Source organism: Maridesulfovibrio ferrireducens, assembly GCF_900101105.1.
Classification (GTDB): Bacteria; Desulfobacterota; Desulfovibrionia; order Desulfovibrionales; family Desulfovibrionaceae; genus Maridesulfovibrio; species Maridesulfovibrio ferrireducens.
Window position 1 is genome coordinate 274,719 of sequence record NZ_FNGA01000003.1, and the last position, 19,754, is coordinate 294,472.

At 41.5% G+C, this 19,754-nt stretch carries 23 protein-coding genes; 16 read left to right on the plus strand and 7 right to left on the minus strand.

The annotated features are described in order from the left end of the window. The gene (locus BLT41_RS10475; RefSeq protein WP_092160906.1) at nt 1-777 is read left to right on the plus strand and encodes an ATP-binding protein; all 777 of its coding nucleotides are present in this window, start codon (nt 1-3) and stop codon (nt 775-777) included. Nucleotides 778-868: 91 nt separating this feature from the next. Here BLT41_RS10475 and BLT41_RS10480 read toward each other — a convergent pair whose 3' ends face one another. From BLT41_RS10480 to nth, 3 genes are all read right to left on the minus strand, one after another. Next, nucleotides 869-1,462 carry a YdcF family protein gene (locus BLT41_RS10480; protein WP_244512247.1) on the minus strand — a complete coding sequence of 198 codons (594 nt, stop codon included), beginning with the start codon at nt 1,460-1,462 and terminating at the stop codon, nt 869-871. 179 nt (nt 1,463-1,641) lie between these two features. Next, complete coding sequence (gene tgt / locus BLT41_RS10485) at nt 1,642-2,775, minus strand: tRNA guanosine(34) transglycosylase Tgt (RefSeq protein WP_092160910.1); 1,134 nt, start codon at nt 2,773-2,775, stop codon at nt 1,642-1,644. Next, on the minus strand, nt 2,775-3,443 hold the full coding sequence (nth, locus tag BLT41_RS10490) for an endonuclease III (RefSeq protein WP_092161619.1): 669 nt from the start codon (nt 3,441-3,443) through the stop codon (nt 2,775-2,777). Before nth ends, tgt begins: the two co-directional genes overlap by 1 nt. 126 nt (nt 3,444-3,569) lie before the next feature. Between nth and BLT41_RS10495 the strand changes: the two genes are divergently transcribed. The 15 genes from BLT41_RS10495 to pal all read left to right on the plus strand — a co-directional run bounded on the left by BLT41_RS10495 (nt 3,570) and on the right by pal (nt 15,521). Beyond that, nucleotides 3,570-3,854 carry a cytochrome c family protein gene (locus tag BLT41_RS10495; protein WP_092160912.1) on the plus strand — a complete coding sequence of 95 codons (285 nt, stop codon included), beginning with the start codon at nt 3,570-3,572 and terminating at the stop codon, nt 3,852-3,854. An 8-nt stretch (nt 3,855-3,862) separates the two neighbouring features. Further along, entirely contained in the window at nt 3,863-4,189 is a 327-nt protein-coding gene (cutA, locus tag BLT41_RS10500; RefSeq protein ID WP_244512248.1) for a divalent-cation tolerance protein CutA, read from the plus strand. A 203-nt stretch (nt 4,190-4,392) separates the two neighbouring features. After that, nucleotides 4,393-5,325, plus strand: a complete 933-nt coding sequence (locus BLT41_RS10505; protein ID WP_092160914.1) for a carbohydrate kinase family protein — start codon at nt 4,393-4,395, stop codon at nt 5,323-5,325. Nucleotides 5,326-5,417: 92 nt separating this feature from the next. Beyond that, complete coding sequence (locus BLT41_RS10510; RefSeq protein ID WP_092160916.1) at nt 5,418-6,500, plus strand: phosphotransferase family protein; 1,083 nt, start codon at nt 5,418-5,420, stop codon at nt 6,498-6,500. Next, nucleotides 6,472-7,080, plus strand: a complete 609-nt coding sequence (locus BLT41_RS10515; RefSeq protein WP_092160917.1) for an adenylyl-sulfate kinase — start codon at nt 6,472-6,474, stop codon at nt 7,078-7,080. Before BLT41_RS10510 ends, BLT41_RS10515 begins: the two co-directional genes overlap by 29 nt. A 64-nt stretch (nt 7,081-7,144) precedes the next feature. Next, the gene (locus tag BLT41_RS10520) at nt 7,145-7,609 is read left to right on the plus strand and encodes a Cif family virulence factor (RefSeq protein ID WP_244512249.1); all 465 of its coding nucleotides are present in this window, start codon (nt 7,145-7,147) and stop codon (nt 7,607-7,609) included. 196 nt (nt 7,610-7,805) lie between these two features. Beyond that, on the plus strand, nt 7,806-9,182 hold the full coding sequence (miaB, locus tag BLT41_RS10525) for a tRNA (N6-isopentenyl adenosine(37)-C2)-methylthiotransferase MiaB (protein WP_092160919.1): 1,377 nt from the start codon (nt 7,806-7,808) through the stop codon (nt 9,180-9,182). Next, nucleotides 9,176-9,655 (plus strand): bifunctional nuclease family protein, encoded by a 480-nt coding sequence (locus BLT41_RS10530; protein ID WP_092160921.1) that lies wholly within the window; start codon nt 9,176-9,178, stop codon nt 9,653-9,655. The genes miaB and BLT41_RS10530 overlap by 7 nt, the downstream gene beginning before the upstream one ends. Before the next feature lie 32 nt (nt 9,656-9,687). Further along, nucleotides 9,688-10,347 (plus strand): histidinol phosphate phosphatase domain-containing protein, encoded by a 660-nt coding sequence (locus BLT41_RS10535; RefSeq protein ID WP_092160928.1) that lies wholly within the window; start codon nt 9,688-9,690, stop codon nt 10,345-10,347. A gap of 23 nt (nt 10,348-10,370) precedes the next feature. Beyond that, the gene (locus BLT41_RS10540) at nt 10,371-11,141 is read left to right on the plus strand and encodes an SIR2 family NAD-dependent protein deacylase (RefSeq protein WP_092160929.1); all 771 of its coding nucleotides are present in this window, start codon (nt 10,371-10,373) and stop codon (nt 11,139-11,141) included. 68 nt (nt 11,142-11,209) lie between these two features. After that, a complete protein-coding gene (locus BLT41_RS10545; RefSeq protein WP_092160930.1) occupies nt 11,210-11,950 on the plus strand; it encodes a MotA/TolQ/ExbB proton channel family protein in 741 nt (246 codons plus the stop codon). A 3-nt stretch (nt 11,951-11,953) separates the two neighbouring features. After that, nucleotides 11,954-12,373, plus strand: coding sequence for a protein TolR (tolR, locus tag BLT41_RS10550; RefSeq protein ID WP_092160931.1), 420 nt, complete (start codon nt 11,954-11,956; stop codon nt 12,371-12,373). A gap of 69 nt (nt 12,374-12,442) precedes the next feature. Continuing rightward, complete coding sequence (tolA, locus tag BLT41_RS10555) at nt 12,443-13,384, plus strand: cell envelope integrity protein TolA (RefSeq protein WP_092160932.1); 942 nt, start codon at nt 12,443-12,445, stop codon at nt 13,382-13,384. 15 nt (nt 13,385-13,399) lie between these two features. After that, nucleotides 13,400-14,776: a PD40 domain-containing protein gene (locus tag BLT41_RS10560; protein ID WP_092160934.1), complete on the plus strand. Its 1,377-nt coding sequence runs from the start codon at nt 13,400-13,402 to the stop codon at nt 14,774-14,776. A gap of 154 nt (nt 14,777-14,930) precedes the next feature. Beyond that, a complete protein-coding gene (gene pal, locus BLT41_RS10565; protein WP_092160935.1) occupies nt 14,931-15,521 on the plus strand; it encodes a peptidoglycan-associated lipoprotein Pal in 591 nt (196 codons plus the stop codon). Nucleotides 15,522-15,614: 93 nt separating this feature from the next. On the opposite strand, the gene BLT41_RS10570 is transcribed toward pal, so the two are convergent. The 4 genes from BLT41_RS10570 to BLT41_RS10585 form a co-directional block, all read right to left on the minus strand. Further along, on the minus strand, nt 15,615-16,079 hold the full coding sequence (locus tag BLT41_RS10570) for a phosphatidylglycerophosphatase A family protein (RefSeq protein WP_092160936.1): 465 nt from the start codon (nt 16,077-16,079) through the stop codon (nt 15,615-15,617). Nucleotides 16,080-16,177: 98 nt separating this feature from the next. Then, nucleotides 16,178-16,432 (minus strand): phage regulatory CII family protein, encoded by a 255-nt coding sequence (locus BLT41_RS10575; protein ID WP_092160937.1) that lies wholly within the window; start codon nt 16,430-16,432, stop codon nt 16,178-16,180. A 194-nt stretch (nt 16,433-16,626) separates the two neighbouring features. Next, nucleotides 16,627-18,837, minus strand: coding sequence for a sensor domain-containing protein (locus BLT41_RS10580; RefSeq protein WP_092160938.1), 2,211 nt, complete (start codon nt 18,835-18,837; stop codon nt 16,627-16,629). A 115-nt stretch (nt 18,838-18,952) separates the two neighbouring features. Further along, nucleotides 18,953-19,558 carry a Maf family protein gene (locus tag BLT41_RS10585; RefSeq protein WP_092160940.1) on the minus strand — a complete coding sequence of 202 codons (606 nt, stop codon included), beginning with the start codon at nt 19,556-19,558 and terminating at the stop codon, nt 18,953-18,955. Between the last annotated feature and the right edge of the window lie 196 nt (nt 19,559-19,754).

Below are 19,754 nucleotides of genomic sequence, written 5' to 3' on the forward strand. Positions count from 1 at the left end.
ATGAAACTGGCATTTGCAGGAAAAGGTGGAGTCGGAAAGACCTCTGTCACATCATGGATGGCGGATTGGCTGGCTAGGAACGGGCATAATGTCTGGATGATTGATGCGGATACAGCTCTTTCACTCGGACAGGCATCAGGGCTTGATCCTGAGTCATTGCCACTGCCTATAATCAGCAGAAAAGACCTTGTGCATGAACGTATCCATGAAGGTGGTTTTTTAAATCTCAACCCGGACGTTGGCGATTTGCCGGATGATTTGGCTGTTGATATTCCATTATCCTCAAAACCTTTGCCGGGGATAATTCCCGGACGCAAACGTCTTCTTGTCATGGGTGGACTCACGAATGCGGGAGGCGGGTGTGCATGTGATGCCAACGCGCTGTTAAAAGCTATTCTCGCGCATGTTGTTATGGATAGTGATGATTGCGTTCTGGTTGATCTTGAAGCCGGAGTGGAGCATTTGGGAAGAGGGACAGTTACCTATGTTGACGGTCTTGTCGTTGTAACTGAACCAAGTTTGCGGAGTTTTCAGACTGCATCCGACGTAGGGCGCATGGGGCTGGAGTTGGGACTTGATAATCAGGCTATGGTTATCAATCGCTATATGGGCGGCATTCCTCCCGATCTTCCGCATCTTCCAAAGTGGTATACGACGATTCCACCTCTGGCAGGACTTGTAGAGCGGCAAATGATGGATGGCAATGTTCTGAGCCTTCCTGAATCTGATGAGATTGATATTATTCTTGAACAGCTTGTCAAACAAATGGGGCTGTAAAAAATAAAATCAGTCAGTTAACTTAATGCGTTTAGCGACCTTCCGGAATGATGAGGTAACTTTGATTTTCGGGAGGTTGTTTTTTTATCGTTTAACGCTGTTCAGAACTTCTGAAAGCCCCACCTAAATAATAATAAATATTCTTGGTCGTTTCTAAAATTATATATGGAGCCGTGCGAAAGTTGGTCCACCATTTTTCGGAAATCGGTTCGTATGGCGTGGCAACTACAATAAATTCTTTGTCAGGAAGCGTATCACGAAAGATTTTACCGGCTCGTCCGGTATGAAGCGGTGATGTAACGAGAATGATCTTTTTTATGTCTGCGTCAGATTTTTTTTCATTGAACATTTTTTTCAGCTGTTCAGCTTCATCAATAGTGCTCATGCTATCTTCACCGAAATAATTAATACTACTTTCCGGTACACCTTTTTTAAGCAAAACTTCCCGATAAATTTCCCATTGAAATTTGCGGTTAATACCTAGGTCGCGAAGAGCTTTTACTTCTGTATATATGATAGGCTTACTGACTAATATTTGAGGAGCATAGCCCTCATTATAAAGCTCTGCCGCATAAATGGGGCGGAAATATTGACCGCCTAGTACGACGATTGCATCTGCTTTTTCCAGTTTATCCGTTTGTTGCAAAATAGCAGGAGCGTAAAAGAAAAGTATGGCAGCAGCCACAATTCCTAAAAAGGTGATCGCTCCTAAAAGCGCAAACAAATTTCGAATAAGCTTTAAAATAATAGCCCCTTATAAAAGCCTTTAAGTGATACTCGCTAAAGACCAAATCATTAAAAAGTTTTGGGATTCTTAAACCCTTTTCCCAAAAAGGTTTAAGCCGCCAGAGGCATTCTCTTTCCTTATACAACAGGCTCGTAAACAGCTTCGTATTTCTTGCGCAAATCTGCAAAAGTACCATTCTTGATAGCTTCGCGTGCTTGCTCGGTCAGATTCAAGAAGAATCTCAAATTGTGAATTGAGTTAAGCTGAGATGAAAGCAGCTCTTTAGCTGTGTAAATATGGCGCAGATATGCTTTGCTGAAATTTCTGCATGTGTAGCAATCGCAGTTGGGATCAAGAGGGGAATCATCTTCGCGATACTGAGCGCGTTTGATGTTAACTTTGCCTTGGCTGGTGTAAAGGGTTCCATTGCGTGCATTCCTTGTGGGCAGTACGCAATCGAACATATCTACGCCGTTGGCGATTCCTTCGAGAATATCAAGTGGAGTTCCGACCCCCATCAGATATCTTGGTTTGTCCTGTGGAAGTTTAGGTCCGATGTGCCTGAGGATGTCATACATATCAGGGATAGGTTCACCGACACTTAATCCGCCGATGGCATAGCCTTCGAATGGGATCTCAGTGAGTTGCTCGAGGCTTTTTTCGCGTAGATCTTTGTGGAACCCGCCCTGAATAATTCCGAACATTAACTGATCGCCGGAACCTACGGGATAAGCATCCCGGCATCTTTGTGCCCAGCGGGTAGTCATTTCAAGAGAACGCTCTGTGTATTCACGGTCATTTCCGTATCCGACGCATTCGTCAAGAACCATCATTATATCTGAACCGAGGTTTTTTTGAATGGAAATAACTTTTTCAGGTGAAAAGAAATGTTTAGAGCCGTCTAAGTAAGAACGGAATTCGACTCCCTGTTCGGTTATTTTGCGGATTGATTCAAGGCTGAAAACCTGAAAACCGCCGCTGTCTGTGAGAATAGGACGATCCCAGTTGGAAAATTTATGCAGACCGCCTCTACGGGCGATTAATTCATCTCCGGGTCTTAGATAGAGATGATATGTGTTGCCCAGAATAATTTGTGACCCGATTTCTTTTAGATCGCGCGGAGAAACAGCTTTAACAGTTCCTTGTGTACCGACAGGCATATAAACAGGTGTTTCAATGTCACCGTGGGCAGTGGTCAGGGTTCCGAGGCGTGCGTTTCCATCGGTTGCATGAATTTTAAAAGTGCCGGGTTTTGTTGTGTTTTCAGTCATTATTTTTTCTCAATTCCGTTTTTAGGACATATATCGTTTAGTGGACAAATATTGCATTTAGGGCTTCTGGCGGGGCATATGTCGCGTCCGAAGAGTACCAGTAAGTGGTTTGCAATTCCCCAGTTTTCTCTTTTAAACAGCGGCATCAGATCTCTTTCAATAATAATGGGATTGGTGCTTACTGTTAATCCCATTCTGAACGAAAGACGTTTTACATGAGTATCGACGGCAACGCCTTCGTGTACATCCATTGCATTGGAAAGCACTATGTTGGCTGTTTTGCGTGCGACTCCGGGTAGTCGTGTCATTTCCTGCATGCTGCGTGGCAACTCGCCGTCAAATTCATCCATTAAAAGGATAGCGGCGGCCTTGAGATTTTTGGCTTTATTTCTGAATAATCCCGTTGAGCGGATCACACTTTCAATATCTGTAACGTCCGCTTTGCAAAGCTCTGCAGGGCCGGGCCATTTTGCGAAAAGTGCGGGAGTTATTTTGTTGACCCTCACGTCAGTACATTGCGCAGCAAGAACGGTAGAAACCAAAAGTTCCCATCCGTTTTTCCAGTCAAGTTCAGGCGTTGGATCAGGGTATCGCTTCAGTAGACGAGAATATATTTCTTTTGCTCTTTTAGCGACTTCCTTTTCGGGCAAACTATTCTTTATAACCATATCAGGACGGGCTATCATTTCTTTTTATAACTTACAATCTTCATAGTCAGTATTTGAAAGTTATAACTGTTGCACGGTGTATCAAATCATGTATTGTTAAATCATAAATTATTCGGAGGAAAGATTATGAAATTATTAATCAGTTTACTAGTGGCAGGAACTCTCCTGTTGTCCGGGGCGTTTGTGACTTCAGCACAGTCTGAAGATTGTTCAGGGCTGATTGTTGCAAAGTGTGCGTCATGTCACAGCCTCAAAAGAGTATGCCGTGCTCTGGGTAAAAAAGATCTTGCTCAGTGGCAGAAGACCAACGAAAGAATGGTCAAAAAGGGCATGACAGTAACTGACGCGGAGCTTGCAGATATTAACAAATATCTATCTGGAGCAACGTCTGATGATGCTATTTGTAAGTAGGTAAATTCGTGAAAAATGATCTGCACATAACGCTGGTATATATTACTGTAGGAGACGTGGAAGAAGCTCGTGAAATTGGCAGCGAGCTTCTTATGCGTCATCTTGCCGCGTGTGTTAATATTTTTGATAAAATGGAATCAATGTATTGGTGGGAAGGGCGGCTGGAAAGTTCATCTGAGGCTGTACTGCTGGCGAAAACGATTCCATCTCTTGTGGAAAAATTAACTGAAACAGTCAAAAATCTGCACAGTTATGATTGTCCCTGCATTGTTGCTGTTGAATCAAAAGAAGGTAACTCCGAGTTCTTTGAGTGGATAAATAGTCATACCTCATGACCACTTTATTGACTTTATCGGGTGTGAAAGCATAATGTCCGGTTTTGCAGAATGCTTGAAAATAGTGATCTGATTCTTTTTATGTTTTTCACCTGATGCTTTTGGAACAGCCTGTTTGATTTGTAAAGCGGGCTGTAAAAAATATAGAACTCGATACGACTTTATAGTTTACCTTTTTTTTAACAGTTTAAGGAGCGTTATTAATGCAGATTTTAGTTTCCGGTTCAATTGCTTATGACAGAATTATGAGTTTTCCAGGTAGTTTTTCTGACCATATTATTCCTGAAAAAATCCACATGTTGAATATAAGTTTGCTTGTAGACGGACTTGATGAAAAGTTCGGTGGAACCGCTGGGAATATAGCATACGCACTGTCTTTGTTCAGTGAAAAGCCTGTTATTCTTGGAACTGTAGGTAAAGATTTTGACGTTTATGAGCAGTGGCTTACCAAACATGGTGTTGCACTTGACGGCGTAAAGCGTATTGACTCAGATTTTACCGCAGGTGCTTATATTACTACCGATAAGTCTAATAACCAGATCACATGGTTTAACCTCGGGGCCATGAAATATTCTTGCGATTACGATTTTTCAGCAGTTGATACTGAAAACACTCTCGCAATTGTTTCGCCGGGTAACCTTGATGATATGCAGAATTTCCCTGAAACATATAGACAGAAGGGCATTTCTTTTATTTTTGATCCGGGCCAAAATATCCCTGCATTCAGCGGTGAGCAGCTTCTCGGCATGATCAAAGGTTGTAAAATTCTCGTAGCTAATGACTACGAGCTTGAAATGATCATGAAATCTACCGAAAAAACCAGAGCCGAGTTAATGGAACTTTGTGAGTCCATCATCGTTACTCTCGGTGAAAAGGGATGTCTTGTTGTTGAAAAAGACGGCGAAACAGCTGTGCCTGCTGCCAAGGCAAGCGTAGTTGAAGATCCTACCGGAGCAGGAGATGCTTTCAGAGCAGGCCTGATCAAAGGGTTGTCTCTTGGAAAAACTCTGGTTGAATCTGCTCATATCGGCGCTGTCAGTGCTGTCTATTGCGTTGAAAAGCTTGGAACTCAGGAACATTCTTATACTGAGGATGAATTCTGGGCTCGTTACAAATCCAGTTTCGGAGAAATTTAGCGCGAACGGATAACTTTTTTGCAGGTAATCTGTCGGCAGGTAACTTTCTTCGCCTGGCTTACTTAATTTAAATTAAGTGGGAGGATAGTGAAGTGGTTGAATTAACTGCCGGTATGATTGAAAAATATCTGAAAGAGGCTTTCGGTACCGAAACGTCCCTTGTTGATTATGGTGACATAGGCTCACTTGATAAACAGGGTATGAAAAAATTCGGCTACGGGAAGCCTCTTCTTGTTCGTTTCAAAGTGAAAGGTAAAATTCAAGAAACCGTAATTTCCGTTATGAAGGGCGATAATTACGGGCACCAGTTTTACTGGGATCGCGCTGCTGTTTTAATGTTTCAATATGAAACGTCAGGAAAGCTTAAGCGGCATGTAAAACCTATGGGGCTGGGTTATGTTGATAAATCCGGTAAAATGATTCCTCTACAGGAGCCGGAAGAGTTTTTTATTTTAAATAAAAAGCTTGAAGGGTATGATTATTTTCAGGATCTTGACCGTATTCGCAAGGGCGGATTTTTAGATGCGGATAATGATCGTGCAGGTGAATTGGCAGATTGGCTGGCAGATATTCATTCTTTAAAAAAAGATGATTCACATCTTTATACGCGAAGAGTCAGAGATCTTATCGGAAGCAGTGAGTGTATTATGGGACTTGTGGATGAGGCGTACAGTCATCCATGTGAATATTTCTCGCGGGATAGATTTATAAACCTTGAAAAGCGGCTTATAGACTGGAGATGGAAGCTTTCGCATTATACACACAGGCTTTGTGCTGTTCATGGGGATTTTCATCCTTGGAATGTGCTTGTCGGTGGCCCAGACGGGTTCAGCGTTTTGGATAGAAGTCGCGGAGAATGGGGAGAGGCCGCCGGAGATCTTTGCTGCATGGCGTCAAATTATATTCTTTTTGGTTTGTACGAAGGTAATTTATTCTCTGAAAAGTTCAGAAAGATGTATATGACCTATTTTGAGCGATATCTTGAGAGAACCGGAGATATGGAAATTTTGGAAGTTATAGCTCCGTTTTTCGTTTTCAGGGGGCTGGTGATAGCTTCTCCGGTGTGGTATCCAGATCACCCTGAAACGGTAAGATCTTCGCTTTTAAGATTTATCGAGAATGTGCTTGAGGAGGAGGTTTTTGATTATGCCGGATTCGAAAGGTATATGCGTTAATAAAAATTGGGCGGTTTGGTTTACAGGTCTTCCCGGCTGCGGAAAAAGTACCATTGCTGACGGTGTATTAAATAAAATGCGAGAAGAAGGCTTTAATCCTGTCCTTTTGAGATTGGACGAAAGGCGTAAGCTGTATATTCCTAATCCCGAGTATACACATGATGAGCGGAGAAGAGTGTACAGTCTTTTTGTGCAGGACGCGATTTCCATTATGCAGTCCGGGCGATGCGTTATTATGGACGGTACAGGGAATGAGCTTTGCTTTCGTAAAGAAGCCCGTGATCAAATAGAATTTTTTGCCGAGGTCCATCTGAAATGTCCGGTTAATATTGCCATGAAGCGTGAAGCCGGAAGACAGCAGGGGCTGGTTATGGCCGGACTCTATGAAAAAGCTTTGGAACGGCAGAAAACCGGAAAAGTTTTTAAGGAACTCGGGGAGGTTATCGGTATTGACGTGAAGTTTGAAACAGATCTTGATGCGGAATGTACAATCGAGACAGAAGATAAAAACCCGGAGCAGGTTCTTCAGAATGTTATTTCCTGTTTGCAAAAATGGCGAAACCTGAACGGGGTATGCTGATTTTTTTTTCAAAATATTATATAGCTATTGAAATTGTAATAAAATATTATCTACAGGTGATCATGTGAAGAAAATTTCATTTATTTTAATTTCGGCCTTATTGTTGATGTCCGTTGCCGCTTTTGCTTTTGCCTCTGATGAAACAGAGGCTGTCCGCGACAGAATCAAGGATGTTCTTTTTGAATATAAAGACGCATATAATCTCAGAGATTTTGATGCTGTTAAAGCTCTTTATACCAGTGATGCATTAATTATGTCATTTCCGTGTAACTCTAAAGAAGAGTTGTTTTTTGATAAGTTCAGTGAAGATCTTCCCCGTTGCTCTTCATATTGGGTTAATCAGGCATTTAAGCTTAGATTGTTTAAGATTACATCGTTTGAATTGTCCGGTAAAAAATGTACAGCCAGAGTTCTTTGGGATTATCGCGACAACAGTGAACGCGGTAAATTTACCCCGACTTTTGAATTTGTACTCGATGGCAATCAGTGGAAAATAGCTAAAGAGGTTTACGGACGCAATCCTTCCTGATTTTTTTTAGAAATTTTTGTATTTCAGCCGGGATTGTCTTTATGACTTTCCCGGCTTTATCTGTTTGTAAAGATTATCTTTTTTAGGAAATTTTATTTTTTATATTCGGCCTGATTCTGGTGGTTGAGTTATCTTATTGTTTTTTTTAGGTTTTTATCGGGTTTACCCTCACCTTCATATAGAGTATGTCCGGCTCATGAAGTTTAATGTACTAACATACGGCTGTCAGATGAACGTCCACGATTCCGATTGGCTTATCCGCGCGATGGAAAGTCGAGGCTGGAAAGCAGTGGAAGAATCAGAAGCAAATATATTTATTTTGAACACGTGTTCTGTAAGGGATAAACCTGAACAGAAAGTATACAATGTTCTTAGGCGGCTCGGGTATTTATGTACATCTCCGGGTGATTTTGTCGCTGTCGGTGGATGTGTTGCTCAGCAGATTGGGGAAGGCTTTCTCGAAAGGTTTCCTTATGTGAGGCTGGTTTTCGGAAGTGACGGTATTGTCCAAGCTCCTCAATATTTGGAGGAATTGGCGGTTGATCACGAAAAGAGACTGGTTTTAAACGATTTTCTAGCGCAATACCCCGAACGTGAAGGCGGGCTTGCAAATCCTAATGAAGAACTTTTGCCTCCCGGAATTGGAACAATTCCCGGACAGGCATTTGTAAACATTATGCAGGGCTGCGATAATTTTTGTGCCTATTGCATTGTTCCTTACACTCGCGGTCGTCAGAAATCGCGTTTGTCTTCGGCAATAATTGATGAATGTCGCGCGCTTGTTAAGTCCGGAGTTCGTGAAATTACCTTGCTGGGGCAAAATGTAAACAGCTTTGGAATGGATAAAAACGGCAGCGACTTAAGCTTTGCGCAGCTGTTATACAAGATTGCTGAAATTGAAGGTTTGGAACGGGTCAGATTTACTACATCTCATCCTAAGGACATCGCCCCCGAAGTCATTAAGGCTTTCGGAGAGTTGCCTAACCTTTGTCCTCACTTACATCTGCCTGTACAGTCCGGTTCAGATAACATATTAAAGAAGATGGGCCGTAAATATGATCGCGCCCGCTATTTGGGCATTGTTGAAGGGCTGAAAGAAGTGTGTCCTGAGATTGCTTTAACAACTGATATCATTGTCGGTTTTCCCGGTGAAACGGATGAAGATTTCGAGCAGACAATGGATATTATGGAACGTGTCAGATTTGAAAGCAGTTTTTCCTTCAAGTATTCTGACCGTCCGGGCGTAGCAGCTTTAAAGATGATGCCTAAAGTTCCTGAGGATGTTGCTCAAAAAAGACTTACTCGCTTGCAGGAAAGGCAAAAGCATATTACTAGAGAATGTCTAGAAGAGTTGGACGGCAATGATATGATCGTTCTGCTGGAAAGAAACAGCAAGTGGCAGGAAGACGGCGGAGTGGCGTGGCGGGGCAAAGATCCCGGCGGACGAGTCGTTAATATCTTTATTGAAGGGATTGAAGGGCATCTTCCGCTTGGCGGTAAGTTGGTTAAAGCCAAGATTATAGAAGCTAAGAATCACTCTCTTGTTGGTGTTAAAGTGGGGGATTTATGGTAGAAATGAAGGTTTACGGATTGGCGGTTGATAATGACTCCGACGCTCCGGTACTCGTTCTTAAAAATGAAGAACAGGAAATCGTTCTACCTATCTGGATAGGCGCAATTGAAGCTATGGCTATTTCACTTGTGCTTGATGAAGTGGCTTTCCCTAGGCCTATGACACATGATTTGCTTCTGGATGCAATCCATGCCCTTGGCGGAAAAGTTGTCTCTGTTGATATCGTTGATATTGAAAAGGGAACTTTTTACGCTGAAATCATTATTGACAGTAACGGTGAGGTCAAAGCAATTGATTCCCGCCCATCTGATGCAATAGCTCTTGCAGTAAGAGCCGGATGCCCTGTGCGGGTGTCCCAGAAAGTGGTTGATATTGCCGGAACAAAAGAGACTGAATCGAAACTTGTTAAAGACACTGGTCATAGTGATGAATTTGAAGAGCTTTCGCCTGACGACTTCAAGTATAAAATGTAGATATTTTTTAATATAAATATAGAGAAAATTAAATGATAGATTTTCATACACATACAGTATTCAGTGACGGTGAATTGATTCCCGCGGAGCTGGCTCGCAGGGCTAGAATTGCGGGGTATCGTGCGCTTGCTATGACCGATCATGCCGATTCCAGTAATATTGAGATCATTCTTGAAAATATTCACCGTTTCGCCAAGAAGCACGGTCACTTTTTTGATATAGATGTTTTCAGCGGCGTGGAGCTTACTCACGTTCCTCCCGGATTGATTGGTGAAATGGTTGATCAGGCGAGAGATCTGGGCGCGCAGCTAGTTGTTGTTCACGGTGAAACAATAGTTGAACCTGTTGCAGAAGGAACGAATCTTTCAGCGATTGAAGCGAAGGTTGATATTCTTGCTCATCCGGGTCTGATTACTGAAGTAGAAGTTAAACTTGCAGCAGAATACGGTGTCCATCTCGAAATCACTACCCGTAAAGGACACAGTCTAACTAATGGTCATGTTGCAGCGTTAGCACGCAAGTTCGGTGCAAAGCTTGTAATTAACAATGACGCACACGCGCCGGGCGATTTAGTCAGCCGTGAACTGCGTCGTAAGATTGCACTTGGTGCAGGTATGACTCCGCAGGAATATGAACAATCTGAAGAAAATTCCCGCCAGCTTGTACAGCAGATGATGAAGCGCGGTAGCTAAAGTAAATTATTACAGCAGGGAACATGTCGTCTGAGCAGATTAAATTAGACCGGACTGCATTGGAAAATGCTATCAAGTTGATTGCGAATGCGCGATGCGCTGTGGCAATGACAGGTGCGGGATTCTCTGTAGCAAGCGGTATTCCTGATTTTCGTAGTCCCGGCGGTATCTGGTCCAAGCATGATCCTGAAAAAGTAGCATCAATCAGAGCCTTGAAGTCTGACCCTGTAACGGTTTGGAAATTCCTTTTGGAACTTGTTCGCATGACTCAGAAATGCGAACCTAATCCAGCACATTTTGCCTTATCTGAGCTTGAAACCTCGGGGAATATTAAAGGCGTTATTACACAAAATATCGATGGTCTGCATCAGCGGGCAGGTTCTGTTAATGTCATAGAATTTCACGGCAATTGCAGTCATTTTTTCTGTTCAGAGTGTTTCGCAGTTTATGAGGCGAAAGACGTCTTTAAATTTGATGCTAAAAAACTTCCGATCAAATGCGCGGAATGTTCAGGGATTGTTCGTCCAGATCTTGTTTTTTACGGTGAACAGATTCCGCCGCAGGCATATCAAGACGCTTTTGATTTAGCTGATCAGGCTGATCTTGTACTTGTTGCCGGAACCTCCGGTGAAGTTGTTCCAGCAAGCTTAATTCCGCCTCGAATTAAGAGTAACGGTGGAAAGATAATAGAAATTAATAAGGTTCCATCCGCTTATCACGCGATGAGTGATGTTTTTATTAAAGGTGCTGTTGAAGATGTTTTGCCTGTAATAGTGCAGAATATAATTAAATAAAGCTGTTTTTTCTTTTAATGCGGCCTCTTAAATTTCGATGGTAACGCTAAAAAAAGGTTTGGTGCTGTATGGATTTTTTACCTCAGGGCGGAATTTTCGCCATGCTCGGGTCCGCTTCAATCGTGGTAAAAGTGGTACTTTGTCTCCTTGCAGGCATGTCTCTCTGGAGCTGGACAATTATTTTTTGGAAACTTATTTCTCTTGGCAAAGCAAGGTCTCTTGTTCTTAAAGGAAATCAAATTATGGAAGATGCAGATTCGTTGTCTTCCGGTTTGACGGCAATTAATAAAACAAAATCATCTCCGTTGAACCGTATCGGTGCCGCAGCGGTTAAAGAGTACCGTATTCTTGAAAAATCCGCAGTCAGTCCGAGTCATAAACGTAGGTTGATTAAAGATACTTTGCGCAGAATTTTGAGGCAGAGAGTCAGTTCAGAAATGAAAAGATTGTCAACCTCTCTTTCCTTTCTCGCTACTTGCGCAAACGGCGCCCCGTTTATCGGTCTTTTCGGCACTGTCTGGGGAATTATGAATTCCTTTCATGCCATCGGAACAGCAAAGTCCGCAGCTCTTTCAGCGGTTGCTCCCGGTATTTCTGAAGCTCTGGTTGCTACAGCAATTGGTCTTGTTGTCGCGATACCGGCAACAATATCTTATAACTTTTTCCTTGGAGTTCTCGGCGGAATTGAGACTGAAATGGTCAATTTTGCAGGAGTTTTCCTTAATAGAGTCGAAAGAGAAGTTTCATGGGTTGAGCCTGCATCCAAACATGGTGGCGATAGCGAAGATGATTCTTCCGCAGAGGTGTAGATAATGGGAATGTACACTAACAACCGGGGAATGCTGGCTGAAATAAACGTTACTCCCTTTGTTGATGTTATGCTGGTGCTCCTGATCATTTTTATGGTTACAGCCCCGTTAATGACTCAGGGCGTTGAAGTTGATTTACCGCAAACCCGCACAGTCCGTTCCCTTCCGCAGGATAATGAGCACCTTGTTTTATCGATAAATGATAAAGGTGAGATATTCCTTGATGAATATAAAGTAGATTTTAATGAATTGCAGGGGCATCTTGAAAAACTGGTGAAGAAGCAGAATAAAATGCTTTTTCTAAGGGCTGATAAAAGTGTTCCTTACGGTGAAGTTGTCCGCGTTATGGGCGAGATTAAAGCTGCGGGTATAGACAGAATGGGAGTTGTGGCTGAACCGGCAGAACAGAAGCGTAAAAAATAAAAAGGGTAATGACGGTTTGTTGTATACATTTAAGATGATCGGGAACTCTTTTGCAGGGCGTATTTATTGATGAGAATTATCGGTCTCTTAATCTCATTACTGCTACACGCGGGTATAATAATTCTGGCTATGACATGGTCGGTTTCTTCGCCTGTGAAAATTTCTCTTGATATGCCTGTTTATCAGGTTGACCTTGTTTCTCTTGCTCCAGCTCCTCAGGCTCCTAAAGTTGCAACTGCTCCGGTCAGTAAACCTTCTGCACATCTTTCAAAGCCTGACGCGATTCCTCTTCCTGAAGATGCTGCTCTTAAAAAGATACCCAAGGCTCCGGCAAATCCAGTAAAAGCTCCTGAATCAAAACCGATTCCGAAACCGATAGCCAAACCTGTACCTAAGCCGGAACCTAAAGTTGAAAAAATTTCTCCAAAGAAAATAAAAACGACCAATCCTCCTAAAAAGAAAGTTGCGAAACCTGAAGTTAAAAAGCAGGAGAAGAAGGTTGCTCCGGTTAAGAAGACTCCGAAAAAGAAAGAGGTTCCTAAAAAGCCGGTCAAGCCAAAAATGACGGCTGAAGAAGCTTTGGCTGCGGACCTTGCTTCAATTGGGCAGTTGGTGGAAAAGAAAGAAAAGGCGAAGCAGCGGGCTGTTGCTAAGGATTTAGCTTCTCTTACAGGCACAGCTCAATCAACGGCTGTGCAGGCTTCTGCTGGCGGGACAGCCGGGGCGTCCGGTCTTGTTCAGGTTTACGGAGCCATTGTAATGCAGGAAGTTAAAAAGCATTGGCGATATCCGGTTTTCGGACAGAAAGATAATTTATCTGCGCGCGTACAAGTTTCATTAAAAGCTTCAGGCGAAATCACTGATATTAAACTTCTTGATTCTTCGGGAAATGTAGATTTTGATGATTCAGTTTTGACTGCTTTGAGAGACACCGAGGTTCTACCTGAACCACCGGGAAGTTCAATTCGAACTATCATTGTTAACTTTAACCTGCATGACCTTGATCAGTAGGTTCGGTTTTATATTATGAGCAAAAGAAATTATTCTTATTTGCAGACTGGTGTCGTTGTTTTTGTCGCGGCATTAATGCTTTTCGTTTTTTCTGCGGTTAATGCCAAAGCCGTAGATACCCTTTCTGTGGATATCTACGGGCCGGGACAACGTAAAATTAATATTATTCTGCTGCCTCCGCAAACTTTGCCGGAAGGCAAGTATAGTGGAGCAAAAGGCAATAATTTGCCTTTACCGGCTGAAGCTGGAACCTTTGAGGGAGATATTCAGAAGAATCTGTCATATCTCCCTTTTTTAAATTTTGTACCGCTTTCCAGTATTTTGGGAGGTAATCCTGCTCACGGAGTAACTCCCGGAGACGTTGATCTAAAACCTCTTCGTCTTTCAAAGGTGGATCTTGTTTTGACAACAGGATGGGAAATTCAGCCTAATGATGAAAAAGTCCTTAAAATTAGAGTTATCGGAACGTATAATGGGCGTACAATTTTAGGGAAGCAGTATTCAAGAGTGACTGAAGAGATGCTTCCGCTGATTGCGGATAAGTTCAGTTCTTATTTGATGAAAATACTGACCGGACGTGATGGCTTTTTTGATTCGAAGATAGCTTTTGTGAGGAAGACTGGAAAAAATAAAGAAATTTTTACGGTAAGTCCGCAAGGTAGAAATCTTCGCCAGCTCAGTTCCTTGGGAGGTGTAAACCTTAGTCCCAACTGGGCGCCGGACGGCAAGAAACTTGTATTCACAAGGCTTGGTTCAAGGCAGCACTTACTTTGTATATGGGATAAGAGTACTGGAAAGATTGATCAAAAAGCTTTTCCCGGAAATACAGTTATCGGGCCGGCTTTTTTGCCTGATGGAAATTTGGCGGTAACTCTGACCATGAACGGGGATTCGGATATTTTTCTGGTCAACGGCAATTATAAGCCTCAAAAAGCTTTAGCAAAAAGCTGGGCGATTGAAGTTTCTCCCGATTTTGACCGAACTGGAAGTAAGATGGTTTTTACTTCGGGAAGATTCGGTAATCCGCATATTTTCATTTTGGATATGGCGACAGGGCAGGTTGACCGCGTAACGCGTAAAGGAAAGTACAACACTAATCCGACAATCAGTCCTGATGGACGGTTTGTAGCTTTTTCGCGTCAGACTCCTTTGGGACACAGGATTTTTGTTCATGATATGAATTCCGGGCAGGAGAGACAGTTAACATTCGGGCCCGGTAATGATGAAGATCCTGCATTTGGTCCTGATGGATATTTCTTAGCTTTTTCATCAAGCAGGAGTGGAGATTATAAAATCTATTTGACCACCCGTCATGGTGATTCTGCTATGGAGGTTCCGACTGGAGTCGGCATTGCTACTGCTCCTGCATGGGGTAAGGCTGATAAATCATAGTTTTGTTATAGATTTTAACACTTCTGTTTCCGTGATGACTTGATTTTTTTACAAAACACTTTAGTGTCTAAATATTGGAAGTTAAAATAAGAGTGCGTTTTCCACTTTGCGTGGGCAATCTCCTGTCCTTTAAAGTTCCTTATCAGGAGGGCAAATGAAAGCTAGAGCTATAATTTTGTGTATGGCGTTCATGTTGATCGTCAGTTTGGGTGCCGGGTGTTCTAAGAAGCGTGTTGAGTCTTCAACTGCATCTCCTGCTGTTGAGGAAAGAATGAATGACCAGCAGGAAAACGAAAGACTCAGACAGGAAGAGGCGGCTAGGCAGGAAAGAGAAAAAGAACTTCAGGAGCAGGCTCTTGAAGATGAGCGTCAGGCTGCTGAAGTTAAAAAAGAATTTGAAGTCGCGGTTGTTGAGTTGGGAAATATAGTTCATTTTGATTTTGATTCTTTTGAAATCAAACAAGAATATCGTCCTTTACTACAGTCTAAGGCTGAATTGCTAAAGAAATTTTCCAATGTAACAATTGTTATTGAAGGGTTCTGCGATGAACGCGGAACGGCAGAATACAATCTTGCATTGGGTGAGCGTCGTGCGCGCGCTGCTTATGAATTTTTGATTTTGCTTGGAGTAGCTCCCGAAAGACTTAGCATTGTAAGTTTCGGAGAAGAAAATCCCATTGATCCTGCTCATAATGAGACAGCTTGGGAAATGAACCGCAGGGCTCAATTCAGATTGGCTTACTAGAATTTAAAATTATAAGTTTCAAGAATTTGATAATTAAATACCCCCGCTTTCGAAAGAAAGCGGGGGTTAATTTTTTGAGTATGAGTTTTGAATTTAGATCATTCTGAAAAGCCAGAGAGCTATAGCTGCGTAGACACCTGCAAACAGGTCATCAATCATTACGCCCCAGCCGGATTTTAACCATTTTTCAGATTGCTTAATGGGCCATGGTTTGAGGATGTCGAAAAATCTGAAAAAAATAAATCCTGCGATAATCTGCGATCCCGTCATTAGTCCGAAGGGCAGATATGTTACCCACTGTCCAAGAACCTCATCAATTACAACGCATCCTGGATCTTTCTTGCCCAGCTGAATTTCTGCTTCAGAGCTGGCTATTGCCCCAAATACGAAAAGTAAAATCAAGATGAAGATTTTGATTGAAATGGGAAATGGATAAAAACAGAACGGCGCCGCAATCGCCGCCGCAGCAGATCCCCACGTTCCGGGAGCTTTTGGCAGGTAGCCTACAGGACCGAGGGTGGCAGCATTGACGAGTATTTTACTATACATTTTTTTCATAAAAGGAAGTATCAACCTAAAATTGCTAAAAGTCCAGAATGGCAAAAGCCTGAACAGCAGACACTGTTCAGGCTCATACTAACTATTTTGAAATGTAGTTAAGCTGGATGGACGTTATTCGGCTTAACTGTGTACCCAATGCATTTTGCCATATGTTCAAGTAGCCTTACTTCATTCGTTGCTTTTAGAATATCAAGTAATGTTCCGGCTCCAAGTTTGGCGTTCTGATCAAAAGGATTAATTTCTCTCAGGAGCGTTGAATATGGTTTGCCAATCTTTTGAGCAACTTCCTTAGCAGGACTGTTACCTTCAAGTACTACGTCTTGTGTCATCTTGGTGATAGATTCAGTCATTGTAACTCTCCTTCATTAAATGCAAATCCAAAAGCTATAAAATCATAAGCCGTTAGATTTATTAATATCAGAAGGAGAGGGTCTGTAAACGTTTGAAAATGTGTATTTTAAATGTATCAGGTAGTATTTAATGGTAGGGTTTTTAAAATAGGTAGGGGGCGTGGTGGGGTTTATGCCGGGGTAACCAAAATGGATTACGCGTGTCCTTCCAAAAACTTTATAAAATCTACCTTCGGTAATGGTTTTGAGTAGTAGAACCCTTGTATCAGGTTACATCCTTCATTTCTAAGTAGTTCTATTTGTTCAGCATGTTCTACCCCTTCTGCAATAACATCAAGTCCCATTTTTCCGGCCATGCTGATTATCGCTGAAACAATAGCCATATCATTTAGATCTGTTAAAATGTCTTTTATAAATGATATGTCGATTTTAAGTGTGTTGATGGGGAGCTTTTTAAGGTAGCTGAGTGAGGAATATCCTGTTCCGAAATCGTCAATAGAAATTCTAATTCCGGTTGCACTCAAGGTTTTTAAAAGGTTAATTTTCTCTTCAACATTTTTCATGATCAGAGATTCAGTAATTTCAATCTCCAACTGTTCATTATCTAATTCATATTTATCTAAGATGCAGATAACATTTTTTGAAAAAGATGGATCTTCAAGTTCCTTTGATGAGACATTTACGGAAACTACTAGGTTTTTATGGCCTGCCTTTTCCCAGTCAGCCATGTCTCTGACAGAAATTTCCATAATCTGACTGTCTATGTTTCCGATCAGATTAAGTGCTTCTGCAATTTCAATAAATTGTCCGGGAGGTATAATTGTGCCGTCATCTTTTACCCAGCGGGCAAGAGCTTCCATTCCAACTACTTTTCCTGTTTTGGAATTGATTTTGGCTTGATAGAAAGGAACAAATTCATTGGATGACAATCCCTTTCGAATAGCAGATTCCATATCAATTTTATTTTGCGCGCGTATCAGCATTTGAGATGTATAAAATCTTACTTCGCTTCCAGTTCCATTACCGCTTTTTATCTGATGCATTGCTGTAGCGGCATGTTGCAGAAGCTTTTCTGCTGTTTCAGAATCATCCGGGTAGGTAGAAATTCCGATGCTTACTGTTATGAAAATTTCATATCCTTCAATTTCAAATGGATCTCGAAGCAAGCTTCTGATTTTTCTAGAAAAAACCATGAGTGAATTGATATTTTTAAAGTCTACTAAAGCAATGGCGAACTCATCACTTCCAATTCTAGCGAAAAGGTCAGAACCTTTTATGAGTTCTTTAACTTTTTCAGCGAAAGCTTTCAGAAGTTTATCTCCAACACGATACCCTAGAGAATCATTAACTTTTTTAAAATCGTCAAAGTCTATATAAAGTAAGGCAATTTGACATTTTTTTATTGAGCATTTTTTTATTTCTGTTCGTAACCGATCAGAGAACAGTCTGAAATTCGGGAGATTGGTCAGTACATCGTGATAGGCGTAAAAGTTAATTTTTTCTTCTTTACGCTTAAGTTCGCTCATATCATTGTTAACGCCTAAATAGTGAGTTACGTTATGATTGGAGTCATAAATAGCGCTGATACTGAGTCGTTGAGGGTATATTTCACCGTTTTTACGACGATTCCACAATTCTCCATCCCATTTTCCGATGGTTTTTAAAGAAGCCCACATCTCTTTGTAGAATTCTGCGTTATGGTTGTCCGATTTTAATATCCGTGGATTTTTACCTTTAATATCATCAAGGGTGTAGCCCGTAATTTCAGTGAAAGCCGGGTTGATCTGCAAAGCGTGACCGGCGACATCTGTGATTATAATTCCGTCCAGCGTATTTTTAAAAACGTTATTCATAAACTGAAGATTTTCATTGGCCTCATGCAGTGTTTGTTCTTGGGTTTTAATGTGGTTATTGAGTTTTTGACGGATTGTCAGAAGTTCTTTTTCTGTGGTCTTTATTTCAGTTATGTCGGCAGTAAGCGTTCCTACTCCCATCAAATCATTGTTGTGGTCCCATATGGGGAATTTTTTAGCGCGAAAAGTGGATTCAATACCATTTTGATCGTAGAAGGATACTTCTAACGTGACATGTTCGCCTTTGGGGAGATTAAGCGCAATCCGGTCATATTTTTCGATCTGTGCAATCTGATCTTTTGTGGTCAGGTGTTTAAGTATCTCTTGATCTATCTTACCAATGATATCTTTACTGCTTTTGTGGCTGATTTGATTCATAAAGGCGTTGTTTACAGCCAGATATTTGAGTGAAGAGTCTTTGATAATTGCAGCATGTCCAGCACAATCCAAAAAAGATTCAAGAATTTCAGAACTTTTAGAAATATTATCAGCGAGTTTTATAGCTTCGTTTTGTTCGCTGGGTAAATTTGTAACGTTATTATTTTGCGACATGATTTCTTTAGATAAAGTGTTAGCTCTGGTTAATAAAATCTATTATGAGACGGCAATTGCAATATAATTTGAAAAAAGTTTAGTCTGCTATTAATTTTTTAGCCGACTATAAATACTATTCGCTTATAACAGGGGATACAGCACCAATTGAAATTAACGATTCCATTATACGTGCCAGAGGTAATCCTACAACGTTTGTGTATGAACCGCATATTCCTTTGACTAAAAAGGCCCCCTGTCCCTGAATCGCATAAGATCCAGCTTTATCATCCGGTTCTCCGGTTGCAACGTAGGCTTTTATTGCAGCTTCGTCACAATTGATAAATTCAACTTCGGTTGTAACGGCATAACTTGTTTCTTCGCCGTTCTCAGAAATTATAGCGCAACCTGTAATTACTTTATGAGATCGTCCACATAGGCTTTTCAGTGTTTCAATGGCGTTTGTTTTGTCGGACGGTTTGCCGAGGATATTCATATCGCATGCAACAATAGTATCCGCCCCTATAACTATAGTTTGCGGGTTTGAAGCTGCCACGTTTCTTGCTTTCATCAAAGCCATTTCAATAGCATAATCTTCCGGCAGTTGTCCTGCACGGGCAGGCGGTTCATCACAAGTTGCAGGATCAATTTTAAATTTGAGTCCAATAGATGATAGCAGTTCCTCTCTCCGAGGTGACCCGGAACCGAGTACTAATGATTTTAATGTATTATATATCTTCATGTAAGTGAAATCTTGTTTGTGTTAAGTAAGAAACTATATTGAACCAAAAAATAAATTTGTTCTTTAATAAACCCCGTCTGTCAAGGGGCAGCTTTAATAATCATAAAAATAATATGAAAAATATTGATTTAATAGAATACTAATTTTTGAGTTGTGCCTGTTGCTCTTTCTTTAGTCTAAAGGTAATGGGTTGAAG